The sequence below is a fragment of the Streptomyces ferrugineus genome (assembly GCF_015160855.1).
Taxonomy (GTDB): Bacteria; Actinomycetota; Actinomycetes; order Streptomycetales; family Streptomycetaceae; genus Streptomyces; species Streptomyces ferrugineus.
Genome location: NZ_CP063373.1, coordinates 3,406,959 through 3,420,100, shown reverse-complemented (window position 1 = coordinate 3,420,100; position 13,142 = coordinate 3,406,959). Strand labels below are relative to the sequence as shown.

Below are 13,142 nucleotides of genomic sequence, written 5' to 3'. Positions count from 1 at the left end.
CCTCGCGCGGGATCTCCACGGGGAAGCGAGGGCGCGGGGTGGGCACCGACACCGTGCGGACACAGGCGGCGGACGACGCCGCCGGTCGCCGCCGCGAGCAGCGCGGCTGGTACTTCTACGACTGGGCGTGCTCCGTCTACTCGACGAGCGTGCTCACCGTGTTCCTGGGCCCCTATCTGACGTCGGTGGCCAAGCAGGCGGCAGACGCGGACGGGTTCGTCCACCCGCTGGGCATCCCGGTGCGCGCGGGCTCGTTCTTCGCCTACTCGGTGTCCCTGTCGGTCATCGTGGCGGTGCTGGTGATGCCGCTGGTGGGCGCGGCCGCCGACCGCACCGGCCGCAAGAAGCCCCTGCTCGCGGTCGCCGCGTATCTGGGGGCCACGGCGACCACGGCGATGTTCTTCCTGGACGGCGACCGCTATCTGCTCGGCGGCGCCCTGCTGATCGTCGCGAACGCGGCCCAGTCCGTGGCGATGATGCTCTACAACTCCTACCTCCCGCAGATCGCCCCGCCCGAGGAGCGCGACACGGTCTCCTCCCGGGGCTGGGCCTTCGGCTACGCGTCGGGCTCGCTGATGCTGATCGTGAACCTGGTCCTGTACCTGGCGCACGACTCCTTCGGCGTCTCCGAGGGCATGGCCGTGCGGATCTGTCTCGCCTCGGCGGGCCTGTGGTGGGGCGGCTTCGCGCTCATCCCGCTCCTCCGGCTGCGCGACCGCCGCTCCACGAGCAGGCGGGCGGAGGGGGAACGGACCGCGATGGGATTCCGGCAGCTCGCGGCGACGGTCCGCGACATGCGCCGCCACCCGCTGACGCTCGCCTTCCTGCTCGCCTACCTGATCTACAACGACGGCATCCAGACGGTGATCTCCCAGGCGTCGATCTACGGCTCCGAGGAACTGGGCCTCGGGCAGTCCACGCTCATCGGCGCCGTGCTGGTGGTCCAGGTGCTGGCGGTGGCGGGAGCACTGGCGATGGGGCGGCTGGCCCGGATCTACGGGGCGAAGCGGACGATCCTCGGCTCGCTGGCCGCGTGGACGGTGACGCTGGCGGCGGGGTACTTCCTGCCGGCCGGGGCGCCGGTGTGGTTCTTCGTGCTGGCGGCCGGCATCGGACTGGTCCTGGGCGGCAGCCAGGCCCTGTCCCGGTCGCTGTTCTCGCATCTCGTCCCGCCGGGCAAGGAGGCCGAGTACTTCTCGGCGTACGAGATGAGCGACCGCGGTATGAGCTGGCTGGGCCCGCTGCTGTTCGGGCTCACCTACCAGCTAACCGGAAGTTATCGAGACGCGATCATCTCCCTCGTGGCCTTCTTCGTCATCGGATTCGCCCTGCTCGCGAGGGTTCCGGTGCACCGGGCGATCAGCGACGCGGGCAATCAGGTGCCGACCACGATTTAGCGTTCCGAGTGAAAGGGCGGTAGTGTACGCGTTTGGCCTGCCAGGCGTACCGTTACTGCGCGTCAAAGATGCCGAAACGCTGGGTTACATCTGCTAGCAGATGTGACAAACCGGGCGCCGGTGGGTACGACATTGGTCAGCAAGGCTGCGGCTACGACGGCGACGCATGACCCGGAACGTGACTCGGAACGGGAATCTTTACCGCCGACCGGACGTTGACCGGATGACGACGACAGCGACACCTGTCCTGTGGGCGACAAGCCCGGGAGGCACGATTCATGAGTGAGCGAGCTCTTCGCGGCACGCGCCTCGTGGTGACCAGCTACGAGACGGACCGCGGCATCGACCTGGCCCCGCGCCAGGCCGTGGAGTACGCATGTGAGAAGGGGCACCGATTCGAGATGCCCTTCTCGGTCGAGGCGGAGATCCCGCCGGAGTGGGAGTGCAAGGTCTGCGGGGCCCAGGCACTCCTCGTGGACGGCGACGGCCCTGAAGAGAAGAAGGCCAAGCCCGCGCGTACACATTGGGACATGCTGATGGAACGGCGTACCCGCGAGGAACTCGAAGAGGTCCTCGAGGAGCGACTGGCCGTTCTCCGTTCCGGGGCGATGAACATCGCGGTTCACCCCCGGGACAGCCGCAAGTCCGCGTAGCCCCTGCGGGGGTTCGACGGAACCACCAGGCAACGCGCGTAACCGCGGGCGCCGTACGTGATCTCGACGTACGGCGCCCGCGGTTTGGTGTGCTCAAGTCCGGATCGGCGCCCCGGCTCGGACGGCTCGGACTCAGCCGGTCAGCGGCGGCCTCGGCCCCTCCGGGGAGTCCTGGGCGCCCCCCGGCTCGTCCCTGATGACCTCGCCCTGCACGACCTTGCCGTCGGGGCGGTGCATCCGGGCCTGCTGGAAGGCGTCCCCGAGCGAACCCGGGGTCGCTTCCCGGAGCTTGCGGTCGAAGGTCCGCTCCGCATAGCGGCTCAGGCCCTTCTGCACCGGCGGGATCAGCAGGACCAGTCCCAGCGCGTCCGAGACCAGGCCGGGCAGCATGATCAGCAGTCCGCCCAGCATCATCAGGCCGTTGCCACCGCCGCTCTCCGGGGTGCCACCGCGCTGCAGCGCCTCGTTCAGCGCCTGGAACGCGCGCCGGCCCGCCCGCTTGATCACCACCGAGCCGAGCACGAGACCGGCGACCAGCAGCAGGAACACCAGGAGCCCGCCCGCCGCGTCCGCGACCACGGTCAGCAGCCAGATCTCCAGCACCAGCCACGCGGCGATGCCCAGCGGCAGGAAGGTGCGCAGCCGGGAGCGCCGGGGCCGGGCGGAGTAGGTGGGGGTCGGAGCGCCAGTCGTCATGCGTCCAGTGTGCCTGGCCCCGGCTCAGAGCGGGATAAGGGGGCGATCGCGTTTGTGGTGCGGCCGTCGGCCTACGCCTGTGACCGCGGCTGCTGCTGCGGTGACGACGGCTTGGCACGCCCCATCAGCTTGCCCACCCGCTCCTGCGCCCCCCACGACGTGACCCGCCACAGCGCCTCGACGAGGATGTCGCGGCTCATCTTCGAGTCACCGTGCTCACGCTCGACGAAGGTGATCGGCACCTCGACGACATGGAACCCGGCCTTGACCGCGCGGCGCGCGAGGTCGACCTGGAAGCAGTAGCCCTGGGAGGCGACGTCGTCGAGGCCGAGGCCCTCCAGGGTCTCGCGGCGGAAGGCGCGGTAGCCGCCGGTGATGTCGCGCAGCGGCAGGTCCAGGGCGAGGCGGGAGTAGAGGCTGCCGCCGCGGGAGATGAACTCACGGGACCTGGGCCAGTTCACCACCCGGCCGCCGGGCACCCAGCGGGAGCCGAGGACCAGGTCGGCGCCCTTGAGGGCGGTCAGCAGGCGGGGCAGTTCCTCGGGCTGGTGGGAGCCGTCGGCGTCCATCTCGATCAGGACGCCGTAGCCCTTCTCCATGCCCCAGCGGAAGCCCGCGAGGTAGGCGGCGCCGAGGCCCTCCTTGCCCTTGCGGTGCAGGACCTGGACGTGGTCGTCCTCCGCGGCCAGTTCGTCGGCGAGCTTGCCGGTGCCGTCCGGGCTGTTGTCGTCGGCCACGAGCACGTGCGCCTCGGGCACCGCCTTGCGGACCCGGCCGACGATGCCCTTGATGTTCTCCGCCTCGTTGTAGGTCGGAATGATCACCAACGCCGTGCCGAGCGGCCCGAACCGCCTCCCCGGGTCCTGTGCCCCGAGGGTCCCGTCGCCGTCGTTCACTGCTGCCCCTTCACATCCGTACGCAGAGGTCCACCATAGTCGTCGCGGCCTGCGCCGACGCGACAGCACGTTCGTATGGCGTTGTCGATTGCACAAGAGCGGGGTGAGGGCGGGATTTCGCGTGAGGGTTGCGCCGTTGAACCGATGCTGCGGATGGGGGCCCGGCGCCCTTCGGGCCGACCTGGGACCCGCTGGCTGCGGATCGACCGAAAGCCGTTGTCTACTGAGCGCCCGGGCCCCACCCGGGTCACACCTCCCCGATCGGCCGGAAAGTTCCGTCGTCGCCGCGCGAGCGCTGAGCCTGGCTCCCAGTGGCGGTGCCCCGGTGCGGCACACCGTCCCTGACCCAGCGGCGTTGCGACGGGTTCCCGGAAGTTCCGCGGTTGTCCGGTCGGGCGTCCGGTGGTGGACTCGGCCGAACCTACCGGCCTCGGGCCGCCGCCTGTCAACAGCCGTTTGACCTGCGGTTTTTCACCTCCTTCGCTGGTCAGGGCGGAGGATACGCAGGTCGTGCACCGGCGCGGCGCACGATGATCCAGTTCGCGCCACCCCGGGAGATCACTCGCCCGGCCGTACGAAGACCGTTCGTCCGCCCACCACCGTGCGCAGGCAGACCGGAAGGCCACGGCCCGGGGTCAGATCGGGCAGGCCCGGGGTGCCGGAGCGCGGGTCGGTGGACCAGCGGGCGACCCGGTCGTCGGGGGCCTGGACCACCAGTTCGTCGGTGCGCCACACGGCGTAGTCGGCGGGTGCGCCCGGCACCAGGACGCCCGCGTCGTCGCGTCCGACGGCCCGCCAGCCGCCGCGCGTGTGCGCCGTGAACGCGGCGCGCACCGACACCCGGTGCTCGGGGGTGTGATGGAACGCCGCCGCGCGGACCGTGCCCCAGGGATCGAGGGGCGTGACGGGGCTGTCGGAGCCGAAGGCCAGCGGGACGCCCGCGCGCAGCAGGGCCGCGAACGGGTTGAGGGTGCGGGCGCGTTCGGCCCCGAGGCGCTGGACGTACATGCCGTCCTCGCCGCCCCACAGCGCGTCGAAGGCGGGCTGCACCGAGGCGGTCAGGCCCAGCTCGGCGAAGGCCGCGACGGTCTCGGGCGTGAGCATCTCGGCGTGCTCGACCCGGTGCCGGGCGGCGCGGACACGGGCCGGGCCGACCTTCTCGGCGGCGGCCCGCACGCCCTCCACGACGGCGGTCACGGCGGCGTCGCCGATGGCGTGGAATCCCGCCTGGAGGCCGGCCTCGGTGCAGGCGGCGACATGGGCGGCGACGGCGGCCGCGTCCAGATAGGCGGTGCCGGTGTGGGCGGCGTCGGCGTACGGCTGGTGCAGACAGGCGGTGTGCGAGCCGAGGGCGCCGTCGACGAAGAGGTCACCTGCCGCGCCGGCCGCGCCCAGCTCCCGCGCCCTGGCGACACCCTCGTCGGCGGGCTCGGCCCAGTACCCGACGACCCGCGGCCCGGCCTCCTCGGCGGCCAGCCGGAGCAGCCCCGTGAAGTCGTCCTCGGAGGAGATGTCCGGCCCGGCGCACTCGTGGACGGTGCCGATCCCGAGGGACGCGGCGTGCGCGAGCGCGGCACGCTGGGCCTCGGCGCGCTGGGCGGGCGTGAGGGAGGCCAGCGCGGTGGCGCGTACGGCGTGATGGGCATCGGCGACGAGCGGCCCGTCGGCCGCGCCGAGGTCACCGGGGGTCAGGTCGAGCAGCGCCGTGGTGACGACCGCCGAGTGGACGTCGATCCGGGAGAGGTAGAGGGGGCGGCCGCCGGTGGCCTCGTCCAGCTCGGCGCGCGCCGGCGCGCGACCACCGGGCCAGCGGGAGGCGTCCCAGCCGTGACCGAGGAGAACGCGGTCGTTCGGGCGCGCGGCCGCGAACTCCCGCACCAGAGCGAGAGCCGCCTCCAGTGAGGAGGCACCGGACAGATCGAGACCGGTCAGCGCGAGCCCCGTTGCGGTGGTGTGCACATGCGCATCGGTGAACGCGGGCGTGACCAGCGCCCCCTCCAGGTCGAGGACCTCGTCCACACCGTCGGCGAAGGCGTCGGCGGCCCCTTCGGACCCGACCCAGGCGACCTGCCCGCGCTCGACGACCATCGCGGTGGCGAAGGGATCGGCCGGACTGTGGACTTCTCCGCGGCGGAGCAGGACGGTCTTCGGCTGGGCGGTGGGCTCACTCATGGGGAACAGTCTCGCGCCTCCCCCGCGAACCTCCGGACCGGGGGCCGCCCAACGGCGATCAGACCCTGGGCGGCCGCGCCTCGTACGGGGTCGACAACACCACCGTCGTCCGAGTGGAGACCCCCGCCAGCGAGCGCAGCCGGGCCAGCAGCTCCTCCAGCTCGTGGGGGGTCGCCACCCGCACCTTGAGGATGTAGTTCTCGTCCCCCGCCACGCTGTGGCACGCCTCGATCTCGGGCACCCCCGCCAGCCGGTCCGCGATGTCGTCCGGCGCGCTGGGGTCGAATGGTTTGACCGAGATGAACGCGGTCATGGGCAGCCCCACCGCCTCGGGGTCCACGACCGCGGCATAGCCGCGGATGACGCCACGCTGCTCCAGCCGCCGCACCCGCTGGTGCACGGCCGACGTGGACAGGCCGGTGGCCTTGCCCAGGTCGGTGTAGCTCATCCGCCCGTCCTTGACGAGCAGCTGCACGATCTGTCGGTCCAGCTCCTCCATGGCGCAAGAACCTACAGTGCGGCTGATCTCCTCGGATACCTGAGCGGCCCAGGTCATGCCCGGTTTGTGATGTGGGGCGGGGCCGGCTGTGAGCCGCCTGAGGGACAAAACGGCCGCGACGGGCACCTGCGGGCGGCATGTGACGAAGGCCACAGCCCTCGAACAGCCTCCGTGATGTTCCCGTGATTAACGCCGAGACCGGGCGGGAAGTGCTTGCTGTGGTCGAGGCCGCAGTGCCTTCACGGCCCAGCCCGAGGGGGAGAAGCCCATGCAGAGTCTTAAGCGCCCTGGTCGTACCGCACCCAAGCGGCAGCAGCCGGTCGTCGAGCCCGCTCCGGAGGGCGTCGAACCCGACGCCCTGGAGGACGACGAACTCGACGCGTACGACACCTTCGAGATGTACCGGGTGGTCTGCCCGGACTGCGCGCAACCCATCGCCCTGCTGGCGGACGAGGTCGTCCTGCCGGAGCACGCGCTGTGCGCCTCGCCGTGGAATCCGTTCGGCCTCACGGTCTGTGCCGGCACGGGCCGCAGCGCCGCCGAGGCCCGCTCCGCGGACGAGTCACTGGAGCCCCAGGAGCAGGACACCGCCCTGCTGTTGACGCTCCCTCAGGGGCTGGACTGGCGGACCCAGCCCTTCTCGCACGTCGGCGGCCCGGGCTCGCGCCCCATCAGGGTCCCGGTGATGCGGCGCCACGCCGCCTGAGCGCACGCGACCTCACGCGCGCGTGGCTCGATCCCAGTAGCTGCCCTGCACCATGGCTCGCAGGCTGCCGTGGTGCAGGATCAGTGTGTCCGGATCCGCCGGAACGGCGACTTCGCCGAAGTGGACCTGGCGGTAGGCGATCCGCAGCATGACGACGGCGTGCCGCAGGGCGGCGTACAGCGTGTAGAAGTCCATGTCACGCGGGGTGTGTCCGGTGAGGTCCGCATAGCGGGCCTCGACCCGGTCCCGGCGCAGGAAGTCGGGCAGCCCGCGCTGCCCGAAGGCGACCGTCAGGTCGTGGAAGAAGCGGTGCAGATAGACGGTCCAGCCGAGGTCGACCTCGCGCGGGGCGAGCGCCGCCATCTCCCAGTCCAGGACGGCCGCGGGCGCGAAACCGTCGTAGACGATGTTCCCTATGCGCGCGTCGCCCCAGTTGAGCACGGGTGTGCCCGGATCGCGCGGCCAGAGCTCCTCGAGCCGTGCGAACGCGTCCTCGATCAGGGGTGAACGGGCGAGTCCGTGAACCACCCATTCGTAGTACGCGCGTTGGGCCGAGACATGCCGCCGCAGTGCGTCACCCTCGCCCGGAAGCGCAAGGAAATCCGCGTCCCGCAAAAGCACTTGGTCGTGCAGCCGGGCCAGTACCCCGACCGTCGCCGCCTCCAGCGCCGCACGCTCCTCGTCGCTCGCCGCGTGCAGCCAGTTGCCCTCGTAGGTGTACGGCATGACGTCCGGCGGCACCCGCCCCTCGACGCGCTCCATGACGAAGAAGGGCGCCCCCAGCGGGCCGGGGTCCTCCTCCAGCCACAGCACCTTCGGCACGGGGACGTCGGACCGCTCGGCGACCAGCCGCATCGTCCGGTACTGGCGCGGCATGTCGTACACCGGGAAGACGGTGTACGCCGCCGGATCCGCCGCGAGCCGCAACGCGCAGGCGCGTACGGGCGGTTCGGGGTGCTCGACGGTGAAGAGCAGGGTCTCGCTGGACAGGCCGTTCGACTCGGGGACGGTGACGTCGACCGCCTTCGCGCCGGGCAGCCGGCTGCCGAGCCAGGCGGTGAGGCGACGGGTGATCTCCTGCGGATCGCGGGTGGTGGTGCGCGGGCGGGGTGCCGTCGCTGCCATCTCGAACCCCCTACGGTGCGACCGACTTGAAGTCCGTGAAGCCGCTCGGGTCGTGCCGCCCGAACGAGCCGTGCTCGAAGATGCCGTGGCCGGTCCGCCCGTCCAGGCGGAAGCGGGCCGCGTGGTCGGTGACGCCGTACGCGGCCAGGGGGTGGGCCTCGGTGAGGTCGTAGGTGCGGCGGTCGGTCCAGCCGCGTCCCCGCCATGTGCCGTGCTGCCAGTCGTCGGCGGGCGGATAGCCGGCGCCGACGGCGAGCGGGGAGGAGGTGAGGATCTCCACCTCCAGTTCCCGCGGCTTGCGGACGTCGCCGAGGTGGATAAGGGCGCGTTCGGGGTGGCGGGTGCCCGGACGGTAGGTGATCTCGGGCTGGGGCCAGCCGAGTTGGCGGTCGCGGTGGCCGGGGCGGACCAGGGTTGCCTCGTTCAGTGAGCGGTGTCCGTCCGCGTCCTCCTGGACGATCACCATCAGGAACCGGTCCTCGAAGCGCACCGGGCACCAGATCCAGTGGAAGCCCTCGGTCGGATGCTCCTCGGCGAGCCGCCCGCCCTCCTCCCCCGGTATGGGCCGCACGCCCCAGCTGCGGTCACGCGTGCCGGTCCACTCGCCGGCGTCGACCCGGAACTCCTCACCGGCGGCGCGGATCACGCCCGCCACGCTCCCCGCCTGCACGAAGCGCCGCCCTTCGAGGGTGAGCCGGTCCCCGCGGCGCTGGACGTGATGGGGTTCCCACAGCGCGGGGAAGTCGGCGGTCCAGGCCAGGTCGTACGACAGCGCGTCGTCGTCGCAGACCAACCGCAGCCGGCGCAGTGGCTCGGCGACCTCGATCCGCAGCGGTCCGACGACGAGCCGCATCCGGTCGTCGCCGAGCGCGTCCGAGGCCCGTACGGCGTGCAGGGTGTCGCCCACCCGCAGGGTCGCGTAGGCGTCGATCACCCCGACGTTCGGGTAGACCCCGAGGCCGAGGATGAGCAGGGCCCGCCCCTGGTGGTCGAGGACGTGGAAGATGCAGCGGTCGTAGGCGTTCCGGTCGCCGGTCGCGACGTGCTTCATGGACAGGGGCACCTGGTGCACCGGGTACTCGTCGAGCGGTACCGGTCGGTCGTCGTCGGCCACGGCAAACCTCCCTGGAGGCGGGCTGGGCTGACGGTACGTCAGGCGCGGGCAAGTGGCCAGAGGGGGAGCCGGACGCCGGCGAACTCACGGCCGAATCCGACTGACGGTGACTTGTCCCACCACCTCCGCGTTGCCCTGGTATGCCCCACACCTACTACGGGACCGGGCCCCAGCGCCGCGTCTTCGTTCCCCGGCCCGCAGGAACGCTTCAGCCGCCGGCACCCCCGCAGCAGTCGGATCCGCCGATCTATCAGGCCCTGATGCGCATGTGGGCCGACCGCGGCCGCACGCTGCCGGGGCGCCACGACCCGGAGTGGATCCGGCTCGCGGCGCCGACGGTGAAACACGGCCAGTTCAGCGTCCCTCGGGACCAGCTAGGTGACGGGCGATGACCATCCGCTGAATCTGGTTGGTGCCCTCGACGATCTGCAGGACCTTGGCCTCGCGCATATAGCGCTCGGCCGGGAAGTCCGCGGTGTAGCCGTACCCGCCGAGGACCTGGACGGCGTCGGTGGTGACCTTCATCGCCGCGTCGGTGCAGTGCAGCTTGGCCATCGCCGCCTGCTTGGCGAACGGCCGACCCGCGTCACGCAGCCGTGCCGCCGCGAGGTACAGCGCACGGCCGGCCTCGATCTGGGTCGCCATGTCGGCGAGCATGAAGCGCAGTCCCTGGAAGTCGGCGATCCGCTTGCCGAACTGCCGGCGCTCGGTCGCGTACGCCACCGCCTCGTCGAGCGCCGCCTGTGCCACGCCGATCGCGCAGGCCGCGATGCCGAGCCGGCCGGAGTCGAGCGCGGACAGGGCGATGGCGAAGCCCTGGCCCTCGTCGCCGAGCCGCCGGTCGTCGGACACCCGCACGCCGTCGAAGTGGACCTGGGCCGTGGGCGATCCCTTCATGCCCATCTTCTTCTCGGGCGCCGCCGCACTCAGGCCGGCCGCGTCCCCGGGCACCAGGAAGGCGGTGATCCCGCGCGGGCCGTCCTCGCCAGTGCGGGCCATGACGGTGTAGAAGTCGGCGATGCCGCCATGAGTGATCCAGGCCTTGGTGCCGGTGATCACCCAGTCGTCGCCGTCCCGCACGGCCTTCGTACGCAACGAGGCCGCGTCCGAGCCCGACGACGGCTCGGAGAGGCAGTAGGCGCCGAGGAGCCCGCCGCCGAGCATCGCGGGAAGGTGCTCGACCTGCTGCTGCTTGGTGCCGTAGGTGGCCAGGGCGTAGGAGGCGAGGGTGTGCACGCTGACGCCGAGGCCGGCGGTGAGGCGGGCCGCGGCGAGCTCTTCGAGGACCTGGAGGTAGACCTCGTATGGCTGGTCGCCGCCGCCGTATTCGGCGTCGTACGGCAGGCCGAGCAGTCCGGATTCGGAGAGCAGGGTGAAGACCTCGCGCGGGAAGCGTCCGGCGTCCTCCTCCTCGGCCGCCTTCGGGGCGATCTCGCGCTGCGCGATGTCGCGGACGAGCGAGAGCAGATCCCGGGCCTCGTCCGTGGGCAGTTGACGGTCCACCGGCTGCGGGGCGCGGTCGGGCATGGCGACGATCCTCCCTGTCGGGCACATCGGCGCACATCCGCCTTGGGTGGGGCGGCTGCGCCGGGGTCTCACTGGTGCCGGGCCGATGCTCGCATTCCCGGGTCTCGGAAGCTGCTGACCAGCGGCTGTGCGCTGTGAGTATGCCCGATCGGAGGCATCGCGTCACCAGTTAACGACCGCTCACTCAAAAGAGTATCCGGCAAGTTATCCACGGTCCCGAAATTGGTCCGAACCATTGACGTACTGGTCTAGTCCTCCTACGGTGACGGGTCAACGCATCAGCGCGTTCATGCCAATCGGAGCATGCTCCCCTCTCCCCCACGAGGAGACACCCGATGCACATCTCGCACCGCCCGCGCATCCGGCTGCGGGCGCTCGTGTCCGCCGCGTGCGCGGCCGTCCTCGGCGCCGGGCTGCTCGCCGGCGCGGGCACCGCCACCGCCGACACCCCCACGGCCGCGAAGCCCCGGCTCGCCGCGGGCTCCAAGGTCATCGGCTACTTCACCGAATGGGGCACCTACGACCGCGAGTACTACGTCAAGAACATCGAGACGTCGGGCTCGGCCGCGAAGCTCACCCACATCAATTACGCCTTCGGCAATGTCACCGGCGGCAAGTGCGCGATCGGCGACTCCTTCGCGGCGACCGAACGCACCTACACTGCGGCCGAGTCCGTGGACGGCGTCGCCGACACCTGGGACCAGCCGCTGCGCGGCACCTTCAACCAGCTCCGCGAGCTGAAGAAGAGGCACCCGGGGCTGAAGGTCCTGTGGTCCTTCGGCGGCTGGACCTGGTCGAGCGGCTTCGGCGAGGCCGCGCGCGACCCGGCCGCGTTCGCCCAGTCCTGCTACGACCTGGTCGAGAACTCCAGGTGGGCGGATGTCTTCGACGGGATCGACATCGACTGGGAGTACCCGAACGCCTGCGGCGCCACCTGTGACACCAGCGGGCGGGAGGCGTTCCGGAACCTGATGTCGGCGGTGCGCGCCAAGTTCGGCTCCGGCAACCTGGTCACCGCGGCGATCACGGCCGACGCGACGAGCGGCGGCAAGATCGACGCGGCGGACTACGCGGGCGCGGCGCAGTACGTCGACTGGTACAACCCGATGACGTACGACTTCTTCGGCGCCTGGGACGCGACCGGACCGACGGCTCCGCACTCGGCGCTGAACTCCTACTCCGGCATCCCGAAGGCGGACTTCCACTCCTCGGCGACCATCGCCAAGCTCAAGGGCCTCGGCATCCCCTCGTCCAAGCTGCTGCTCGGCGTCGGCTTCTACGGCCGCGGCTGGACCGGCGTCACCCAGTCGGCGCCCGGCGGCACGGCGACGGGGGCGGCTGCCGGCACCTACGAGGCCGGCATCGAGGACTACAAGGTGCTCAGGTCCAAGTGCCCGGCGACCGGCACGGTGGGCGGCACCGCGTACGCCAAGTGCGGGAGCGACTGGTGGAGTTACGACACCCCCGCGACCATCGCGACGAAGATGACGTACAAGAACCAGCAGGGCCTCGGCGGAACGTTCTTCTGGGAACTGAGCGGGGACACGGCGAACGGTGAGCTGATCAAGGCGATCGACTAGCCGGTCCCACGGGGGCACGGGGCGGAGGGCCACGAGACCTCCGCCCCCTGGGGCCCGTCCGGGGTCAGTCGTCCCGGCGAGCCGGTTCCGGGGCCCGGTAGTCGGGGTCCAGTTCCTCGATGGCGCGCATGGCGCCGCCGAGCGTCCTGACCAGCAGTTCGCGCATGGTGTCCCGGGGCAGCTCGGGGTGGTCCATCCAGTCGAGGGTGGCGCCCTCCACGCTGCACACCCAGGCCAGCAGGCCCATGCGGGCCAGCGGGGCGATGTCGGTGCGGCCGTACGCCCCCTCGGCGATGGTCGCGACGATCGCCTCGCGCACGCCGTCCCGGATCGCGTGCACCTCGGTGTCGAAGCCCACACCGCCGCTGACGATGGCCCGGTAGGCGGCCTGGTTGTGCTCGGCGTAGCGCAGATAGCTGTCGATGGTGCGGTGGACCCGGTCCACCGGCTCCAGTTCGATGCCGCTCGCCGCATAGGTGACCAGGTCGGCCACGGAGTCCTGGATGATCGCCAGGTAGTAGCCGCGCTTGGACTGGAAGTAGTAGTAGATGAGCCCCTTGGCGACATGGGCCTGGCGGGCGATGTCGTCCATGGAGAGCGCGTCGTACGACGTGTCGGCGAACAGCTTCCGCCCGATGGCGATGAGTTCGGCACGGCGCGCCACCGAGCGTTCGGTGCCGCGAGCCCGGGGACGGGCCGCGTCGCGCTGTTGACTAATATTCAATTTCGACCCTGTTGTTTCAACGGGCGGCGGGACATCCGCAGTATGGCAGACCT

At 71.3% G+C, this 13,142-nt stretch carries 12 protein-coding genes; 4 read left to right on the top strand and 8 right to left on the bottom strand.

The features are described 5' to 3' along the window. Positions 1-38 precede the first annotated feature (38 nt). Positions 39-1,397, top strand: a complete 1,359-nt coding sequence (locus IM697_RS15655; RefSeq protein WP_194048292.1) for an MFS transporter — start codon at positions 39-41, stop codon at positions 1,395-1,397. Positions 1,398-1,675: 278 nt separating this feature from the next. Next, complete coding sequence (locus tag IM697_RS15650; RefSeq protein WP_003977404.1) at positions 1,676-2,050, top strand: RNA polymerase-binding protein RbpA; 375 nt, start codon at positions 1,676-1,678, stop codon at positions 2,048-2,050. A gap of 132 nt (positions 2,051-2,182) precedes the next feature. On the opposite strand, the gene fxsA is transcribed toward IM697_RS15650, so the two are convergent. The 4 genes from fxsA to IM697_RS15630 all read right to left on the bottom strand — a co-directional run bounded on the left by fxsA (position 2,183) and on the right by IM697_RS15630 (position 6,313). Continuing rightward, positions 2,183-2,746 (bottom strand): FxsA family membrane protein, encoded by a 564-nt coding sequence (fxsA, locus tag IM697_RS15645; protein WP_194048291.1) that lies wholly within the window; start codon positions 2,744-2,746, stop codon positions 2,183-2,185. 71 nt (positions 2,747-2,817) lie between these two features. Beyond that, entirely contained in the window at positions 2,818-3,642 is an 825-nt protein-coding gene (locus IM697_RS15640; protein WP_194048290.1) for a polyprenol monophosphomannose synthase, read from the bottom strand. Positions 3,643-4,200: 558 nt separating this feature from the next. Next, on the bottom strand, positions 4,201-5,814 hold the full coding sequence (locus tag IM697_RS15635; protein WP_194048289.1) for an amidohydrolase: 1,614 nt from the start codon (positions 5,812-5,814) through the stop codon (positions 4,201-4,203). Between the two features lie 58 nt (positions 5,815-5,872). Continuing rightward, positions 5,873-6,313: an Lrp/AsnC family transcriptional regulator gene (locus IM697_RS15630; RefSeq protein ID WP_016434164.1), complete on the bottom strand. Its 441-nt coding sequence runs from the start codon at positions 6,311-6,313 to the stop codon at positions 5,873-5,875. A gap of 268 nt (positions 6,314-6,581) precedes the next feature. On the opposite strand from IM697_RS15630, the gene IM697_RS15625 reads away from it, so the two are divergent. Continuing rightward, a complete protein-coding gene (locus IM697_RS15625) occupies positions 6,582-7,019 on the top strand; it encodes a hypothetical protein (RefSeq protein ID WP_194048288.1) in 438 nt (145 codons plus the stop codon). A gap of 12 nt (positions 7,020-7,031) precedes the next feature. Here IM697_RS15625 and IM697_RS15620 read toward each other — a convergent pair whose 3' ends face one another. The 3 genes from IM697_RS15620 to IM697_RS15610 all read right to left on the bottom strand — a co-directional run bounded on the left by IM697_RS15620 (position 7,032) and on the right by IM697_RS15610 (position 10,785). Further along, positions 7,032-8,144, bottom strand: a complete 1,113-nt coding sequence (locus tag IM697_RS15620; protein WP_194048287.1) for a phosphotransferase family protein — start codon at positions 8,142-8,144, stop codon at positions 7,032-7,034. Positions 8,145-8,154: 10 nt separating this feature from the next. Continuing rightward, positions 8,155-9,195, bottom strand: a complete 1,041-nt coding sequence (locus IM697_RS15615) for an Rv3169 family protein (protein ID WP_194049724.1) — start codon at positions 9,193-9,195, stop codon at positions 8,155-8,157. Positions 9,196-9,612: 417 nt separating this feature from the next. Further along, the gene (locus tag IM697_RS15610) at positions 9,613-10,785 is read right to left on the bottom strand and encodes an acyl-CoA dehydrogenase family protein (RefSeq protein ID WP_194048286.1); all 1,173 of its coding nucleotides are present in this window, start codon (positions 10,783-10,785) and stop codon (positions 9,613-9,615) included. A 335-nt stretch (positions 10,786-11,120) separates the two neighbouring features. Between IM697_RS15610 and IM697_RS15605 the strand changes: the two genes are divergently transcribed. Further along, the gene (locus tag IM697_RS15605; protein WP_194048285.1) at positions 11,121-12,365 is read left to right on the top strand and encodes a glycoside hydrolase family 18 protein; all 1,245 of its coding nucleotides are present in this window, start codon (positions 11,121-11,123) and stop codon (positions 12,363-12,365) included. A 64-nt stretch (positions 12,366-12,429) separates the two neighbouring features. On the opposite strand, the gene IM697_RS15600 is transcribed toward IM697_RS15605, so the two are convergent. After that, the gene (locus IM697_RS15600) at positions 12,430-13,089 is read right to left on the bottom strand and encodes a TetR/AcrR family transcriptional regulator (RefSeq protein WP_194048284.1); all 660 of its coding nucleotides are present in this window, start codon (positions 13,087-13,089) and stop codon (positions 12,430-12,432) included. Positions 13,090-13,142 lie beyond the last annotated feature (53 nt).